The following is a 16,775-nucleotide window of genomic DNA, read 5'->3' as shown; positions in this document are numbered from 1 at the left end:
CAACCGGGAAAAAACCGAAGGATATACAACCTCGCACGGATAGACCCGTAACCTTCACACTTTTTCACACACCCTCTACATAGCTTCACAATGCCCCTTGCGTGCTGCGCTTAGCATGCCAAACAGAAACATCCCGCATATTTAAGAAGGCACGATCGTTGAAAAAGCTCTTCGCCCCCCTATTTCTCACGGCCATGGCTCTGGCCCTCAGTGCCTGTGACAAAAGCCCGGTCGCTGAAACCAAGGCCCCTTTGGCCAAAGTACGTACCGAAGTCATCGCCACCGCGCCGCTGACTGTCAATAACGAGTTGAGCGGGCGCGTGGTTGCCCCGCGCGTGGCGCAAGTCAGTGCCCGGGTCGCAGGCGTGGTACTCAAACGTGTGTACACCGAAGGCAGCGAAGTCAAACAAGGCGATGTGCTGTTCCTGATTGACCCGGCGCCCTTCAAGGCCGACCTGGACAGCTCGCAGGCCGCGCTGAGCAAGGCCCGGGCCGTTGCGCTGCAGGCAAAATTGCAAGATCAGCGCTACACCGAGCTGATTGATATCAACGCCATCAGCCGCCAGGACCATGACAATGCGCGAGCGGCTGCACAGCAGGCCAATGCCGACGTTGCCGCCAACCTGGCCGCCGTTCAGCGGGCCAAACTGAACCTGGGCTACGCCACCGTGACGGCCCCGATCTCGGGCCGCATTGGCCGGGCGCTGGTGACTGAAGGCGCACTGGTGGGCCAGGGCGAAGTCACGCCGATGGCACGCATCCAGCAACTGAACCCGATCCATGTCGACCTGACGCAGTCCACCCGCGACCTGGACAACCTGCGCGAAGCATTCCGTGCCGGCGAACTGCAACAAGTCGGCAAGCAGCAGGCCAAGGCCACATTGATTCGTGAAAACGGCAGCCTTTACCCGCTGCCGGGCAAGTTGCTGTTTACCGATGTAACAGTGGACCCGAGTACCGGGCAGATCATTCTGCGCAGCGAGTTCCCGAACCCCGACTACGACTTGCTGCCGGGCAGCTTTGTGCGGGTGCGCCTGGAGCAGGCGGTCAACAAGGAAGGCATCAGCGTGCCGCAGCGCGCGATCCTGCGTGACAGCGCCGGCATTGCCCAGGTGCTGTTGCTCGACGCCGAAAACCGTGTGCAGCTCCAGCCTGTGCAACTGGGCAGCGCCCACAATGATCGCTGGGCCGTCAATGCCGGGCTCAAGGCCGGTGACCGCATCGTCATTGAGGGGGTGCAGCATGCACGCCCCGGCGAGCAAGTACAGATCGATGACCCGACACTCCCTCTCGCACACTCCACGGATCAGTGAGCATGCCGCAGTTCTTTATCGACCGCCCGGTCTTTGCCTGGGTCGTTGCGTTGTTCATTCTGCTGGCGGGGGCTTTGGCCATTCCGCAGTTGCCAGTGGCCAAGTACCCCGACGTAGCACCTCCGCAAGTCGAGGTGTACGCCATCTACCCCGGTGCCTCCGCCCAGACCCTGGACGAGAGCGTGGTCAGCCTGATCGAGCAGGAGCTCAACGGCACTGACGGCTTGCTGTACTTCGAATCCCAGAGCAGCCTGGGCAGTGCGAGCATTACCGCAACCTTCAAACCCGGTACCGACCCTGAAATGGCGCAGGTCGATGTGCAAAACCGCCTTAAAGCGGTTGAGTCGCGCCTGCCGCAAGCGGTTATCCAGCAAGGCCTGCAGGTCGAGAAAATATCCTCGGGCTTCCTGATGCTGGTAACCCTGACTGCCGACAACACCAGCACGCTGGATGAAGTCGCCCTCAGTGATTACCTTGCTCGCAACGTGATGAACGAGATCAAGCGCATCGACGGGGTCGGCAAGGCCCAGCTGTATGGCGCCGAACGGGCGATGCGGATCTGGATCGACCCGCAAAAGCTGATCGGTTTCAACCTCACCCCGGCTGACGTCAACGAGGCCATTGCCAGTCAAAACGCCCAGGTATCGGCGGGCAGCATCGGCGACTTGCCGGGGCGCTCCACCCAGGAAATCACCGCTACGGTACTGGTCAAGGGTCAGCTCTCAACCCCGCAGGAGTTCGGCGACATTGTGCTGCGCGCCAACCCGGACGGTTCGACGGTGCGCGTCAGAGATGTGGCCCGGGTGGAAATCGGCAGCCAGGAATACCAGTACGGCACGCGCCTTAACGGCAAGTCCGCCAGCGCCTTCAGCGTGAAACTGGCTCCGGAGGCCAACGCCCTGAATACGGGCAACCTGATTCGCGCAAAGATGGACGAGCTGAGCCGCTACTTCCCGGCCGGTGTTGAATACACCATCCCGTACGACACCACGCCCTTTGTAAAAGTCTCGATCACCAAGGTCATCTACACCCTGGTCGAGGCCATGGTGCTGGTTTTTGCGGTGATGTACCTGTTCTTGCAGAACATCCGCTACACCTTGATCCCTACCCTGGTGGTGCCGGTGGCGCTGATGGGCACCTTCGCCGTCATGCTGGTGCTGGGGTTCTCGATCAACGTACTGACCATGTTCGGCATGGTGCTGGCCATCGGGATTCTGGTGGACGATGCCATTGTGGTGGTGGAGAACGTCGAGCGGATCATGGTCAGCGAAGGGCTTTCGCCCCGGGAAGCAACCCGCAAGGCGATGACGCAAATCAGTGGTGCGATTGTCGGCATCACCCTGGTGCTGGTGGCGGTGTTTATCCCGATGGCGTTCATGCCGGGTTCGGTCGGCGTCATTTACCAGCAGTTTTCGCTGTCGATGGCCACCTCGATCCTGTTCTCGGCGTTCCTGGCCCTGTCACTCACCCCGGCGCTGTGCGCGACCCTGCTCAAGCCCATCGCCAAGGGCGAGCACCATGCCAAGGGCGGTTTTTTTGGCTGGTTCAACAAGAAGTTCGATCGCCTGTCTGAAGGTTACGAGCACTGGGTGGTGCACCTGATCAAGCGTAGCGGCCGTTACCTGCTGGTGTACGGCGCCCTGCTGGTGGTTCTGGTGGTGTGCTTTGCACGTCTGCCCTCCTCCTTTTTGCCGGTCGAAGATCAGGGTTACACCATCACCGACATCCAGCTGCCGCCGGGTGCCAGCCAGAACCGCACGATCAACGTGGTCGAGCAGATTGAGGCCCACAACGCCAGCGAGCCGGGCGTGGGTAACACCACGATGATCCTGGGCTTCAGCTTTTCGGGCAGCGGACAAAACGCCGCCCTGGCCTTTACTACCCTCAAGGACTGGTCGGAACGCGGCGCCGAGGACTCTGCATCCGCCATCGCCGACCGCGCCAACGGGGCCTTCAGCGAGCTGAAGGACGCTGTCGCCTTCGCCATCCTGCCGCCTCCGGTCAGTGGCCTGGGCACCTCCAGCGGTTTTGAGTTCCGCCTGCAAGACCGTGGCGGCGTGGGCTATGACACGCTGATGCAAGCCCGCAGCGAACTGCTGGCACTGGCTGAAAAAAGTCCCGTGCTGGCCAATGTGCGCGAAGAAGCATTGGCAGAAAGCCCGCAAGTACAGCTTGAGGTCGATCGCAAGCGCGCCAATGCACTGGGCATTTCCTTCGCGGACATCGGTGCGGTCCTGTCTACGGCTGTAGGTTCGGCCTATATCAACGACTTCCCGAACCAGGGTCGCATGCAGCGGGTGGTGGTTCAGGCGGAAGGCGATCAGCGCAGCCAGGTTGAGGACTTGCTGAAAATGCATGTGCGCAACGATCTGGGCAAGATGGTACCGCTCTCGGCCTTTGTCGAAGCCCGCTGGATCCAGGGGCCGTCCCAGCTGACGCGCTACAACGGCTACCCGGCGATCAGCATTTCCGGCGAATCGGCTGCGGGGCACAGTACTGGCGAGGCGATGGCTGAAATGGAACGTCTGGTCAGCCAACTGCCCACAGGCCTGGGTCTTGAGTGGACAGGGCTGTCGCTGCAGGAGCGGGTGTCCGGTGCGCAAGCGCCGGTTCTGCTGGCGTTGTCGCTGCTGATCGTATTCCTGTGCCTGGCTGCACTGTACGAAAGCTGGTCGATTCCGACCGCCGTGTTGCTGGTAGTGCCTTTGGGCGTGCTCGGTGCGGTACTGGCAGTCACGTTGCGCGGCATGCCCAACGATGTGTTCTTCAAGGTGGGCCTGATTACCATCATTGGCCTGTCAGCGAAGAACGCCATCTTGATCATCGAGTTTGCCAAGACCCTCTACGACGAAGGCCATGACCTGGTGGACGCTACGGTGCAGGCGGCGCGACTGCGTCTGCGCCCGATCGTGATGACTTCCCTGGCGTTTATCCTCGGCGTGGTGCCATTGGCTCTCGCCACCGGTGCCAGCTCGGCCAGTCAACAGGCCATCGGTACCGGGGTGATCGGCGGGATGATCGTCGCCACCCTGGCCGTGGTGTTTGTGCCGGTATTCTTTGTGGTGGTGATGAAACTGGTCGCCAGCAAGCGGCGTCAAAGTTAGGCCAGCGCCGTGTGCTAAGGTGCGGCAACATTAAGTAAACAGGGACCGTTTATGCCGCACCTAGCCCGCACCCATCCTCGTTTGACCGCTGCCACCCTGCTCGGGGTGGCAGTCGGTATCTTCGCCCCCGCCGCTACCGTGACCACCAAATTCCTGCTCGGCTGGAACGCCTGTGTCTGGCTGTATCTGGCATTGACGTTGTGGCTGGTGATTCGCTCCAAAGCCTGCGACGTGAAACGCACCGCTGAAGTAGAGGACGAAAATGCCAGCATGGTGCTGTTCACCGTGTGCATTGCCGCGATTGCCAGCCTCGCAGCCATCACCCTCGAACTGTCGGGCAACAGCAAGCTCAGCCATAACGATCAGCTCATGCACTACGCCTTTACCGGCCTGACAGTGGTGGGATCGTGGTTGATGATAGGGGTGATTTTCAGCCTGCATTACGCACGGCTGTTTTATAACGACGAGGGCACGGAGCCGGCATTGCGCTTTCCGGAGGGGGAACTGAACCCGGACTACTGGGACTTTCTGTACTTCTCTTTCACCCTCAACGTTGCGGTGCAAACCTCGGACGTGAACATCGCCACCCGCGAAATGCGCAAAGCCGTACTGGGGCATTCACTGCTGGGGTTCTTGTTCAACACGGCCGTGCTGGGGTTTTCGATCAATATTGCGGCGGGGTTGTTTTAAGTACTCAACGCAGAGCGGGATGCCATCGCCGGCAAGCCGGCGATGGCAGCGTTGTGGTGCAGTCAGTCGGTGCTCAGCACACCGCGACGCACCTGGTCACGCTCGATGGATTCAAACAGCGCCTTGAAGTTGCCTTCGCCAAAGCCGTCATCGCCCTTGCGCTGGATAAACTCGAAGAACACCGGGCCCATCAGGGTTTCCGAGAAGATTTGCAGCAGCAGACGCCTGTCGCCCGAGTCTGAAGACCCGTCAAGCAGAATACCCCGCGATTGCAGTTCGTCGACCGGCTCGCCGTGGTTCGGCAGGCGGCCTTCGAGCATCTCGTAGTAAGTTTCTGGCGGCGCAGTCATGAAGCGCATGCCGATTTTCTTCAGGGCGTCCCACGTCTTGATCAGGTCATCACTGAGGAAGGCCACGTGCTGAATGCCTTCGCCATTGAACTGCATCAGGAACTCTTCAATCTGGCCCGCGCCTTTGGACGACTCTTCGTTCAACGGGATACGGATCATGCCATCCGGTGCCGTCATGGCCTTGGAGGTCAGGCCGGTGTATTCGCCCTTGATGTCGAAGTAACGAATTTCGCGGAAGTTGAACAGCTTCTCGTAGAAGTTGGCCCAGTAAGCCATGCGGCCGCGGTACACGTTGTGGGTCAGGTGATCGATGATCTTCAGGCCCGCGCCCACCGGATGACGGTCTACGCCTTCGATAAACACAAAATCGATGTCGTAGATCGAGCTGCCTTCGCCGTAACGGTCAATCAGGTACAGCGGCGCGCCGCCAATGCCTTTAATGGCAGGCAGGTTCAGTTCCATCGGGCCTGTCGGGATATGCACCGGCTGGGCGCCCAGCTCAAGGGCGCGGGTATAGGCCTGCTGCGCGTTGCGCACACGAAAAGCCATCCCGCACACAGACGGGCCGTGCTCCGCCGCGAAGTAAGAAGCGACACTGTGGGGCTCATTGTTGAGGATCAGGTTGATATCGCCCTGACGGTACAGGTGTACGTCTTTGGAGCGGTGGGTCGCAACCTTGGTGAAGCCCATGATTTCAAACACGGGTTCCAGGGTGTTGGGTACAGGGGACGCGAATTCGATGAACTCAAAGCCCATCAGGCCCATTGGATTTTCGTATAGATCTGCCATTTTCGGCGCCTCATCATGGTCATTTTTAGAGTTGACTGGGGTCAGTTGCTAAGAATGCAGAGGCTGGCAGGTGGCGCGCAGGAGATCCCGCGCACACTGCGCGCAAGGAAATCACCGTAGATCAGTTGGAACCCGAATCGCTTCATTTCGATCCATCTCTTACGCGGTAGGGCTTCTGCGTGCAGAAGTCGTTATTCTTGTATGCGTAAGCCGATTCTACATGGCGTAATCATGTTTGTCCTACGTCATGTGAAATAGCCTTAAAGCAATGCTAGCCTTACCCGATTGCACTCGCTTTGTATCGCCCGCCCCCTTTGCTCGCAGGATTCTGAATGCCACTCGCGCTGAAATTGCCCCGAAAATGGACTGATCGCTATGCGCTGATTTTACTGAGTGGCCTGCTGCCCATTGTCCTGGGCATGTTCATCATATTTTGGCAGGCCAACCGCTCGCTGGAGTGGGAAGCCAGTCAAACCGCCCATGAGGCGATTCGTCAGTTTGACTTGATGCTGGACAATGCCGCGGTGGCTGCGGACGCGGTCTTGCCACTGGCTGGCCAGGATTGCCCCCAGGTTGAGCTGGCCCTGCGTGATCAGGTGACGCGCCGACCGTTCGTGCGATCCGTAAACCTGGTGTGGGAAAACCAGATTTATTGCACCTCCCTGTTTGGCAACTTTAAAGAAGCGGTTAATCCGGCGGACTATAACGAGGGCGTACTGTGGCTGCTGCCAGGGAATACGGTGACACCTGACGAACCCTTGCTGATCTATCGACGCGAAAAAGATCACGCCGGTGTCATTGTCAGCCTGTACGGCTTTCATCTGGTCAATGTATTGGGCCTGATCAACCAGTACACGCAGTTATTGATTCAAGTGGGTGACAACTCGATTGACCGTTTTGGCCAAGTGCGCAGCACCCCGCCCGGGCCATATCCGGTAGCCCCCGTCACAGTGCCTTCCACGCACTACCCTTACAGTGTTGTCGCGGGGTTCAGTTCCGGTACGGTCTGGCGTTTTGTGAAAGCTCAATACCCTGGACTCATGGCATTACTGGTCTTTCTGGGAATGATTTCGGCGGCCACAGTTCATCAGCTGAAAAAGCGTTCATCTTCACCCACCCATGAATTGCAGCGGGGGCTGGAGGCTGAAGAGTTCATTCCTTATTTCCAGCCGGTAGTGCGCGGGGACACCAAACAATGGGCAGGCGCCGAAGTACTGATGCGCTGGCAGCATCCCACAGAAGGCCTGGTGCGCCCGGACTTGTTCATTCCGTTCGCCGAGCACTCGGGCCTGATTGTGCCAATGACGCGCTCACTGATGCGCCAAACGGCCGTATTGCTTGCCCCTCATATCCACACCATGGCCCCCGGTTTTCATTTGGCGTTCAACATTGCAGCCCGTCATTGTCAGAACCTGGAACTGATTGAAGATTGCCGCGAGTTTCTGGACGCATTTCCCAAAGGGCATATCAAACTGGTACTGGAGCTCACCGAGCGCGAGTTGATCGTACCCACTGAAACAACTCACGCGTTGTTTTCGGCATTGCACAGCCTGGGCGTAATGATTGCACTGGATGACTTTGGTACCGGGCATTCGAGTTTGAGTTACTTGCGCGAGTTCAACGTCGATTATTTGAAAATCGATCAGAGTTTTGTCGCCATGATCGGGTCCGATGCGCTGTCCAGGCATATCCTCGACAGCATCATCGAGCTCGGCGCAAAGCTCGACCTGGGCATTGTTGCCGAGGGCATAGAAACAGAAGAGCAAAGCCAGTACCTGGCCGCACAAGGCGTTGAGTTTTTACAAGGCTATCTGTTTGCACGGCCTATGCCGCCGGCAGACTTTATCAAGTCCTTAGTGGCACGTTTAACGCCCACTTAATAACAAACAACCCCACACAAAGGCGATTATAAAAATAATCGCCTTTTTTTAAATATGACGCCTGCATCGCTTGGCAGTGCATGAATTAACAACTACAATTTTTTTGTCTGCGTAACATTTTTAAATATTTGCTTCAAAGGGCTCGCTCGTACAGGTGAACTTTCTGGACAGTCGACCTGCCTGTCTTGTGCATTCCAAACATCATTAATTCGCTTCGGCCTCACGCCGCCGATCCTACGAATGGAGTAATGACTTTGTCTAGACTTGCTGAGTTTCGCGCTGCTGAAAAGGCACTTCAAGAACAACTGGCTCAATTGGAAGCCCTGAAGAATGACGCCGGGCTGAGAAAGGAAATCGAGTTCGAACAAAAGCTGCTGGGCCTGATGAAAACCTACGGCAAAAACCTTCGTGACGTCATCGCCATTCTTGACCCAAAACCCTCCGCTGCAAGGGGTGCGGCGGCGCCAAAACAGCGCAAGGCACGCGTATTGAAGGTGTACCAGAACCCCCACACTGGCGAACTGATAGAAACCAAAGGCGGTAATCATCGCGGCCTTAAAGCCTGGAAAGAAGAGTACGGCGCAGACACGGTAGATTCCTGGCTTCGCGCCTGAAGTCTGCACTCAATCAAAGCCCTGTCTGCACAGGGCTTTTTCATGCCTGGCAACAATGTGGCTCAAGTTAATCGAATGCAATGACACAAACATATTCAAAACGGTTCAATTGCCCTCCACTTGCACGCATCAGTTAGTACCCGCGCCCACAGTAAAACTTGAACACCCCGCAGCCTGCTCAATCATAGGCATTGGTTAATGCCCGGGATTACCCGCCTGAACATGAATAACCCTGCGCTAAAGTACTAATACTTTATAGGAATTGTCTGATTATGCAGCCCGTGCAACCGAAAGGTCGTAAAGAGTGCGGCGCTTCACAATTTTTTCACATGGATGGTCACAGGATAGGGGCTGCTAAAGGACTAGCGCCCCATGCCCGCTTCGGCGGGCTTCTTTTTGCCTGCGATTTGCCAGACCTCTCCCCGCGTGTCGCAGTGCAGGCATGCCCCACCCCCTGAAAACGGGTTTGGCGCATGACGTCACATTCCGTATCATTCCCCCATCACGCTCACCGTAGCGACCGATCACCTACGCATCATTTTCGGAGGGTTCATGAGCCTGCAAGACCTGAACAACATCCCTGGCGTAACCGCCGCACCAGACAGCGCTACCCAAAACTTCGTGTTCAACCACACCATGCTGCGTGTGAAGAACATCGAAAAATCCCTGGACTTCTATACCCGCGTCCTGGGTTTCTCGCTGGTCGAGAAGCGTGACTTCCCTGAGGCCGAATTCAGCCTGTACTTCCTGGCACTGGTCGACAAGGCACAGATCCCTGCTGACGACGCCGCGCGCACACTGTGGATGAAGTCGATCCCCGGCATCCTTGAGCTGACCCACAACCACGGTTCGGAAACCGACGACAGCGTGGTCTACCACAACGGCAACACTGACCCTCGTGGTTTTGGCCATATCTGTATTTCGGTGCCGGACATCCGTGCCGCCTGCGAACGTTTCGAAGCCCTGGGTGTGGATTTCCAGAAGCGCCTGAACGACGGCCGCATGAAGTCACTGGCATTCGTCAAAGACCCGGACGGTTACTGGGTCGAGATCATCCAGCCGCAACCGATGTAAATATCGGGCGCAAAAAAAACCCATGATCGCTCATGGGTTTTTTTATGGCTGGCGGTTACTCGGAGCGGATCAAATAGTCGAACGCACTCAGCGATGCTTTTGCGCCCTCGCCTACTGCGATCACGATCTGCTTGTAAGGCACGGTGGTCACGTCACCGGCCGCGAAAATGCCGGGGATGGACGTTTCACCGCGAGCATCGACAACGATCTCACCGCGCGGCGACAACTCGACTGTGCCCTTGAGCCAATCCGTGTTTGGCAGCAGGCCGATTTGCACAAAGATGCCTTCCAGCTCGACCGTGTGCACATCACCCGACTGACGATCCTTGTAGCGCAGACCGCTGACTTTCTGCCCGTCACCGATCACTTCGGTGGTTTGAGCGTTGGTGATGACCTTCACGTTAGGCAAGCTGTGCAGCTTGCGTTGCAGCACGGCATCGGCGCGCAGCTTGGTATCGAACTCAAGCAGGGTCACGTGAGCAACGATACCCGCCAGGTCGATAGCCGCTTCGACGCCGGAGTTGCCGCCACCGATCACCGCAACTCGTTTGCCCTTGAACAGCGGGCCGTCGCAGTGCGGGCAGTAAGCAACGCCGCGACTGCGGTATTCCTGCTCACCGGGTACATTCATTTCACGCCAGCGGGCACCGGTGGCCAGGATTACGGTCTTGGCCTTGAGCGAAGCACCACTTGCAAAGTTGACCTGGTGCAGCTCGCCCGACTTGCCCGGGATCAGCTTGTCGGCGCGTTGCAGGTTCATGATGTCCACGTCGTACTGCTTGACGTGTTCTTCAAGCGCGGTCGCAAGCTTCGGCCCTTCAGTTTCCTGAACCGAGATAAAGTTTTCGATGGCCATGGTGTCCAGCACCTGACCGCCAAAACGCTCAGCGGCCACACCGGTGCGAATGCCTTTACGTGCAGCATAAATGGCCGCTGCGGCACCGGCCGGGCCGCCACCGATCACCAGCACGTCAAAGGCATCCTTGGCGCTGATTTTTTCGGCCTGGCGTTCGATGGCGCTGGTGTCCAGCTTGCCCAGAATCTCTTCCAGCCCCATGCGGCCCTGACCGAAGTTGACCCCGTTCAGGTAAACGCTGGGTACCGCCATCACTTGACGATCATTGACCTCGTCCTGGAACAAGGCGCCGTCAATCGCTACGTGGCGAATGTTGGGGTTCAGCACAGCCATCAGGTTCAGCGCCTGCACCACGTCCGGGCAGTTCTGGCATGACAGCGAGAAATAGGTTTCGAAGTTGAACTCGCCCTTCAGGGAGCGGATCTGTTCAATGACTTCGCTACTGGCTTTCGATGGGTGGCCGCCCACTTGCAGCAAGGCCAGCACCAGCGAAGTGAATTCGTGGCCCATCGGGATGCCTGCAAAACGCAGGCTGATATCGCCGCCCGGGCGGTTCAGCGAGAACGAAGGTTTGCGCGCATCGTTACCGTTGTCCAGCAGGGTAATCATGCTGGAAAGGCTGGCGACTTCTTTTAACAGGTCGTGCATTTCACGGGATTTCGCACCGTCGTCGAGAGAAGCAACAATCTCGATCGGCTGTGTGACCCGCTCCAGGTATGACTTCAACTGTGCTTTTAGATTGGCGTCCAACATACGGGCGATCTCCTTTTAATACTGAATTCTGTAAAAAAAAACGCCCGAGCGAATGTCGCCCGGGCGTTTTGAGGGCGATGCTGCTTACTACTCAGGTGCGGATCACCGCCCCAGCCTGATTCACAGACTTAGATCTTGCCGACCAGGTCAAGCGATGGAGCCAGGGTGGATTCACCTTCTTTCCATTTGGCCGGGCAAACTTCGCCCGGGTGGGCAGCGACGTACTGAGCGGCCTTGATTTTGCGCAGCAGCTCGGATGCGTCACGGCCAACGCCGCCGTCGTTCAGCTCAACGATCTTGATCTGACCTTCCGGGTTGATCACGAACGTACCGCGGTCAGCCAGGCCTGCTTCTTCGATCAGCACGTCGAAGTTGCGGGAGATGGTCAGCGTAGGGTCGCCGATCATGGTGTACTGAATTTTGCCGATGGCTGGCGAAGTGTTGTGCCAGGCAGCGTGAGCAAAGTGGGTGTCGGTCGAAACGCTGTAGATCTCGACGCCGAGTTTCTTGAACTCTTCGTAGTTGTCAGCGAGGTCTTCCAGCTCAGTCGGGCAAACGAACGTGAAGTCGGCCGGGTAGAAGAACACCACCGACCACTTGCCTTTCAGGTCAGCGTCCGAGACTTCCACGAAGCTGCCGTTTTTGTAGGCAGTTGCTTTGAACGGTTTTACATGGCTGTTGATGATAGGCATCGTTGACTCTCCGTCAGGGTTGAAAAGTTGATGAGGTGAATCCTAACAACACATTACATATCTGGCTCATTGGCAAAGCTGATGCTCGCGATTGGTTTTAGCTATCAGGTGACGTTATAGATAGAAGAAAGCTAACGCTAAAACACTCCTTCCAAATATGGGCCATCGCTCAGGCTTTCAACTTGACACGGATCAGTTACCAATTTGTTTCTCGGCCATCATGCTCATCCCCGTAAACGGGGTCGCTTCAACATAGCGCATGGCTGACTTGACGTCCTTCCAGCCGACGTAATTCATCAGCGACTTCAAATCCCAGCCACTTTGATGCGCCCACGTTGCAAAACCGCGACGCAGCGAGTGGCTGGTGTATTGCTCGGCGGGGATGCCGGCGCGCTCCAGCGCCTGGCGCAACAAGGGGATCACGCTATTGGCATGCAACCCCTCCTCGCCCAGATTGCCCCAGCGGTCGATCCCCCGGAACACAGGGCCGCGCACCAGGGCGGCGGTATTGAGCCACTCGATATAGGCCCGCACCGGGCACAGCCGCAGCAGCGCCGGGGTCTGGAAGGTCTTGCCCAGGTTGTCGCGGTCACTTTTGCTGCGCGGCAGGTACAGCGTAATGCCTGAGCCTGCGACTGCCTGTACATGCTCGATCTGCAAGCGGCACAGCTCATCGCTTCGAAACCCGCGCCAGAACCCCAGCAGTATCAATGCCGCATCGCGCCTGGCGCGCAACAACGCCGGCCGGTCGTCGCTGGCCTGCGCCGCCAGCGCTTCGCCTTCAAGCCAGTCGACCACCTTCTCCAGATGCTGCAACTGCAACGGCTCGGCCTGCTTCTCTTGCGCCGGATGCAAGGCGCGGATGCCCTTGAATACCTTGCGCACCACCGGAGCCTTGGTCGGGTCGGCGAAACCCTGACTGTTATGCCACTGGGCGATGGCCGACAGGCGCAGCTTCAACGTGTTGATCGAGAGCTGGCCGGCATGGGCCACCAGGTAGCGCGCCACGCTGTCACTGGTGGCCGGCAGGAACCCGCCCCAGGTCACTTCGAAGTGCTCGATGGCAGCCCGATAGCTACGGCGGGTGTTGTCGCGGGTCGCGGCATTCAAGTAGCGATCCAGCTCGCTCATGGGCAGTTCTCTTGATTGGCGTACTGAAAACGGGCCTTAAAAGCAGTTTAAAGGCTCTAGCACGGGATAATACCAGTATATCCCGCATCATAAATCACAAATAAAGACAAAATTAACGCACTCATATAGTATGTAATTACATGATACATACCACAGTACATAATCGTAGGAGATCACCATGGCCCGTGGCGGCGTAAACAAAGCGGTTGTTCAAATTGCGCGCACGGCGATCCTGGCCCGCGGTGAACACCCAAGCATTGATGCGGTACGTATCGAGATGGGAAACACCGGATCGAAAACCACCATCCATCGCTATCTCAAAGAGCTGGACGAGGCGGATACGCGCCGAGGCGCTCCTCGTGAGCAGATCGATGACGAGCTGACCGAACTGGTCGCCCGCCTCGCCCAGCGCCTGCAGGAACAGGCGCAAGAGCCCATCGACCGGGCCCAGGCGCATTACGAACAGTTGAAGACCGGGCTGCAGGAGCAGCTGGCCGACGCGCAACAGGCGCAACTACACCTCCAGCAGCAGCTTGAGATACAGGGCAATGCGCTAAGCCAGGAAACGGCAAACCTGGAATCCACCCGCTCCATGCTGCAAACCGAGCAGACCCGCAACGCCGCACTGAATCAGGCCTGCAGCGATTTTGAGCTGCGCCTCAAGGACCGCGACGAGCAAATTCGCTCACTGGAAGAGAAACACCTGCACGCCCGCGACGCCCTCGAGCACTACCGCAGCGCCGTCAAGGAACAGCGCGAACAGGATCAGCGTCGCCACGAAGGACAATTGCAGCAAGTCCAGATGGAACTGCGCCAGGCCCAGCAAAGCGCGCTGGTACGCCAGGATGAGATCACCCAGCTGCATCGTGACAACGAGCGCGTGCTGAGCGAGAGCCGTGCACTGAGCAAAGAACTGAACCAGGCCAGCGATCAGCAGCACAAACTCAGCAAGCTCAACGGGCAACTGAGCGGCCAACTGAGTCAACTTCAAAACGACTGCACTCTGCTTCAGGAGCGTCTGCGGGTGGCCATGCAAGAAGGTGAAGGCTTGAAGCAAGCACAAAACCAGGCGCAAGAAGCCACTGCCGCACTGACCCTGAGAGCAATGACAGCCGAGGCCGCACTGCAAACCCTGAAAGCACTTAACCACCAGCCAGATGCGGCAGACGACGAGGCGAAAAAGCCATGACTCGGTTCTACTGACTGACCGCAGCTACACAATCGCGAGCAGGCTCGCTCCCACAAGGTCAGCGCCATATCTGCGGGAGCTGGCTTGCCTGCGATGCGGACAACCCAGCCTGGCTGACACACCGCAGCGATACCTTAGTGAGCAAGCTCACTCCCACCCGCTCAGCGCTTCCGGCGCAACTTTCCGTTCAGCAACCGTTCAGCAATGCAATCAATTCTTGTTTGTAAATACGTATCAATATGTTACAAATTAGCTCCCTAACTAATTAGTGACGCGGGCTTTCTCCATGCTGGTTCCATTTCTGATCATGCTGCGCGAAGGGATTGAGGCCGCACTTATCGTCGGCATCATTGCCAGTTACCTCAAGCAAACCGGACGCGGGCAGTGGATGCCCGCCGTGTGGATCGGAGTGTTCCTGGCCGCCGCATTGTCGCTGCTGGTGGGCGGCGGCCTGGAACTGATGAGCGCCGAATTCCCGCAAAAACAACAGGAACTGTTCGAAGGCATTGTCGGCCTGATTGCCGTTGGCATCCTCAGCTCAATGGTGTTCTGGATGCGCAAGGTGGCGCGTTCCATCAAACACTCTCTGCACACCTCCCTTGATCACGCCCTCGCCGGTTCCAAACACCAGGTCACCGCACTGATTGCCATGGTGTTCTTTGCGGTCGCCCGTGAAGGGCTGGAAACCGTGTTCTTTCTGCTCGCCGTCTTCCAGCAAAGCGAAGGCCCGGCGGCTCCACTGGGCGCCCTGCTCGGCCTGGTGCTGGCAATCCTTGTGGGCTTTGCGATTTACAGCGGCAGCATGCGCTTGAACCTGGGCCTGTTCTTCCGCTGGACCGGGCTCTTTATTCTGGTGGTTGCCGCGGGCATTCTGGCCAACTCGGTGCAAGCCCTCCATGAAGCCGGCCTGTGGAACCACCTGCAAGATGTGGTGTTCGACATTAATGCACACCTGCCGATGGACGGCCCGCTGGGCTCCGTACTGGCCGGCATGTTCGGCTATCAGGACGCGCCAACAGTCAGCGTGCTCGGCGCCTATGTGATCTATCTGGTAGTGACGCTGGCGATGTTCTTTCGCCCGCCAGCGCCGACCACCACCACACGCACTTCCTCCGTAACAAACCCATAAGGTCAAGCATGCCTACCCCTGCAAGCGGTACCCCCCCACGCGCATTGCGCTGGGCGGTGGCCGGCTCGGTGATCGTGATGATCGCGGCCGGCGGGTTGTTCTACTACGCCTCGCAACTGGCTGCGGCCAAGCGCAAGGCCCACGGCAACGAAGTCACAGTCACCATTCACCCCCATAGCTGCGAACCCAATGCTCTGACCGTACCGGCCGGCTTCAACAGCTTTCGTATCGTCAACGCCTCGGAACGGGCGGTCGAATGGGAAATTCTCGACGGCGTGCTGGTAGTCGAAGAGCGCGAAAACATCGCTCCGGGCCTGAGCCAGGTGATCAACGCAACTCTGGCACCCGGGGATTACGCCATCACCTGCGGCCTGCTCAGCAACCCCCGCGGTACGCTGCACGTGACGCCGACTGCCGCGTCCGAGGCCAGCGCCAATGCGCGCCCATCGATGGTGGCGTTTATCGGCCCGTTGTCAGAGTTCCGGGTTTACCTGAGCACCCAGGGCACGGCACTGATCAAGGCCGCGGATGCACTGTCCCTAGCCATTGCCGCCGGTGATCTGCAACAGGCACAGGCTTTATATATCCCCGCGCGCGAGGCGTATCAGCGACTGGCCCCGGCGGCGCAACGACTGGCCGAACTGGATAACGCCATCAACGCCCGTGCCGACTACTTCGAAAAACGCGAGCAGGACCCCGGCTTCACCGGTTTCCATCGCCTGGAGTACGGCCTGTTCGATCAGCGCAGCACACAGGGCCTGGCGCCGATTGCCCGGCAACTGCAAGCCAACGCCGTGCAACTCAAGCAACAACTGCTGGCGCAATCGCTCCCCCCCGAGCAACTGGTCAGCATTGTTGCCCGCACCCTGCACAACCTGGCTGATAGCCGCGCCAACAGCGGCGAAGAAGAGCGCTATAGCCATATCGACCTCAATGGCTTTGCCGCCAACCTGCAAGCCTCGCGCAAGGTAGTTGATCTGCTGCGCCCGTTACTGACCAGGAAAAATCCCGACCTGCTGCACACCCTCGATAGCGCCGGAGCTTCGTTTGAAGCCGAACTCAATGGCCTGAAAACCCCGCAGGGCTACCGCACCTACGACACGGTCAGCGCCCAACAGCGCCAACAAATCAGTAACAAGGCCAAGGCTGTGGCCGATGCATTCGATGGAATCGATCCCGCCCTCGGCCTTAGCGGCCTGTAATTGCAGACG

General features: G+C 58.2%; 13 protein-coding genes. 9 read left to right on the top strand and 4 right to left on the bottom strand.

What is annotated here, in order from left to right; all coding sequences use genetic code 11:
- Positions 1-194: 194 nt before the first annotated feature.
- From ACZRMS_RS14805 to ACZRMS_RS14795, 3 genes are read left to right on the top strand one after another with little or no spacing between them, the layout of a single operon-like run.
- Entirely contained in the window at positions 195-1,313 is a 1,119-nt protein-coding gene (locus tag ACZRMS_RS14805; protein ID WP_463995889.1) for an efflux RND transporter periplasmic adaptor subunit, read from the top strand.
- 2 nt (positions 1,314-1,315) lie between these two features.
- Positions 1,316-4,417: a multidrug efflux RND transporter permease subunit gene (locus tag ACZRMS_RS14800; RefSeq protein ID WP_463995841.1), complete on the top strand. Its 3,102-nt coding sequence runs from the start codon at positions 1,316-1,318 to the stop codon at positions 4,415-4,417.
- Between the two features lie 51 nt (positions 4,418-4,468).
- Positions 4,469-5,107 (top strand): DUF1345 domain-containing protein, encoded by a 639-nt coding sequence (locus ACZRMS_RS14795; protein WP_463995840.1) that lies wholly within the window; start codon positions 4,469-4,471, stop codon positions 5,105-5,107.
- 62 nt (positions 5,108-5,169) lie between these two features.
- On the opposite strand, the gene hppD is transcribed toward ACZRMS_RS14795, so the two are convergent.
- Entirely contained in the window at positions 5,170-6,246 is a 1,077-nt protein-coding gene (gene hppD, locus ACZRMS_RS14790; protein ID WP_048361949.1) for a 4-hydroxyphenylpyruvate dioxygenase, read from the bottom strand.
- A 332-nt stretch (positions 6,247-6,578) separates the two neighbouring features.
- Here hppD and ACZRMS_RS14785 point away from each other — a divergent pair, with 332 nt between their 5' ends.
- The 3 genes from ACZRMS_RS14785 (at position 6,579) to gloA (ending at position 9,814) form a co-directional block, all read left to right on the top strand.
- Positions 6,579-8,126 (top strand): EAL domain-containing protein, encoded by a 1,548-nt coding sequence (locus ACZRMS_RS14785; RefSeq protein WP_463995839.1) that lies wholly within the window; start codon positions 6,579-6,581, stop codon positions 8,124-8,126.
- A gap of 254 nt (positions 8,127-8,380) precedes the next feature.
- Positions 8,381-8,740 (top strand): histone-like nucleoid-structuring protein, MvaT/MvaU family, encoded by a 360-nt coding sequence (locus ACZRMS_RS14780; RefSeq protein WP_463995838.1) that lies wholly within the window; start codon positions 8,381-8,383, stop codon positions 8,738-8,740.
- Positions 8,741-9,292: 552 nt separating this feature from the next.
- On the top strand, positions 9,293-9,814 hold the full coding sequence (gene gloA / locus ACZRMS_RS14775; protein WP_463995837.1) for a lactoylglutathione lyase: 522 nt from the start codon (positions 9,293-9,295) through the stop codon (positions 9,812-9,814).
- Between the two features lie 55 nt (positions 9,815-9,869).
- Here gloA and ahpF read toward each other — a convergent pair whose 3' ends face one another.
- The 3 genes from ahpF to ACZRMS_RS14760 all read right to left on the bottom strand — a co-directional run bounded on the left by ahpF (position 9,870) and on the right by ACZRMS_RS14760 (position 13,246).
- Positions 9,870-11,423: an alkyl hydroperoxide reductase subunit F gene (ahpF, locus tag ACZRMS_RS14770; protein ID WP_463995836.1), complete on the bottom strand. Its 1,554-nt coding sequence runs from the start codon at positions 11,421-11,423 to the stop codon at positions 9,870-9,872.
- Positions 11,424-11,551: 128 nt separating this feature from the next.
- A complete protein-coding gene (gene ahpC, locus ACZRMS_RS14765; protein WP_003445433.1) occupies positions 11,552-12,115 on the bottom strand; it encodes an alkyl hydroperoxide reductase subunit C in 564 nt (187 codons plus the stop codon).
- A 192-nt stretch (positions 12,116-12,307) separates the two neighbouring features.
- Positions 12,308-13,246, bottom strand: coding sequence for a site-specific integrase (locus tag ACZRMS_RS14760; protein WP_463995835.1), 939 nt, complete (start codon positions 13,244-13,246; stop codon positions 12,308-12,310).
- Positions 13,247-13,424: 178 nt separating this feature from the next.
- Between ACZRMS_RS14760 and ACZRMS_RS14755 the strand changes: the two genes are divergently transcribed.
- The 3 genes from ACZRMS_RS14755 to efeO all read left to right on the top strand — a co-directional run bounded on the left by ACZRMS_RS14755 (position 13,425) and on the right by efeO (position 16,766).
- On the top strand, positions 13,425-14,435 hold the full coding sequence (locus ACZRMS_RS14755) for a DNA-binding protein (protein WP_463995834.1): 1,011 nt from the start codon (positions 13,425-13,427) through the stop codon (positions 14,433-14,435).
- 286 nt (positions 14,436-14,721) lie between these two features.
- On the top strand, positions 14,722-15,564 hold the full coding sequence (gene efeU / locus ACZRMS_RS14750; RefSeq protein WP_463995833.1) for an iron uptake transporter permease EfeU: 843 nt from the start codon (positions 14,722-14,724) through the stop codon (positions 15,562-15,564).
- Between the two features lie 8 nt (positions 15,565-15,572).
- The gene (efeO, locus tag ACZRMS_RS14745) at positions 15,573-16,766 is read left to right on the top strand and encodes an iron uptake system protein EfeO (RefSeq protein ID WP_463995832.1); all 1,194 of its coding nucleotides are present in this window, start codon (positions 15,573-15,575) and stop codon (positions 16,764-16,766) included.
- Positions 16,767-16,775 lie beyond the last annotated feature (9 nt).

The organism is Pseudomonas sp. B424, assembly GCF_055408345.1.
Note: the sequence above shows the minus strand (reverse complement) of the source record. Positions and strands in the feature narration are given on the sequence as shown.

Coding starts and splice junctions, on each gene's coding strand:
- ACZRMS_RS14805 (WP_463995889.1), top strand. CDS start 195: ATGGCTCTGGCCCTCAGTGCCTGTGACAAAAGCCCGGTCGCTGAAACC.
- ACZRMS_RS14800 (WP_463995841.1), top strand. CDS start 1,316: ATGCCGCAGTTCTTTATCGACCGCCCGGTCTTTGCCTGGGTCGTTGCG.
- ACZRMS_RS14795 (WP_463995840.1), top strand. CDS start 4,469: ATGCCGCACCTAGCCCGCACCCATCCTCGTTTGACCGCTGCCACCCTG.
- hppD (WP_048361949.1), bottom strand. CDS start 6,246: ATGGCAGATCTATACGAAAATCCAATGGGCCTGATGGGCTTTGAGTTC.
- ACZRMS_RS14785 (WP_463995839.1), top strand. CDS start 6,579: ATGCCACTCGCGCTGAAATTGCCCCGAAAATGGACTGATCGCTATGCG.
- gloA (WP_463995837.1), top strand. CDS start 9,293: ATGAGCCTGCAAGACCTGAACAACATCCCTGGCGTAACCGCCGCACCA.
- ahpF (WP_463995836.1), bottom strand. CDS start 11,423: ATGTTGGACGCCAATCTAAAAGCACAGTTGAAGTCATACCTGGAGCGG.
- ahpC (WP_003445433.1), bottom strand. CDS start 12,115: ATGCCTATCATCAACAGCCATGTAAAACCGTTCAAAGCAACTGCCTAC.
- ACZRMS_RS14760 (WP_463995835.1), bottom strand. CDS start 13,246: ATGAGCGAGCTGGATCGCTACTTGAATGCCGCGACCCGCGACAACACC.
- ACZRMS_RS14755 (WP_463995834.1), top strand. CDS start 13,425: ATGGCCCGTGGCGGCGTAAACAAAGCGGTTGTTCAAATTGCGCGCACG.
- efeU (WP_463995833.1), top strand. CDS start 14,722: ATGCTGGTTCCATTTCTGATCATGCTGCGCGAAGGGATTGAGGCCGCA.
- efeO (WP_463995832.1), top strand. CDS start 15,573: ATGCCTACCCCTGCAAGCGGTACCCCCCCACGCGCATTGCGCTGGGCG.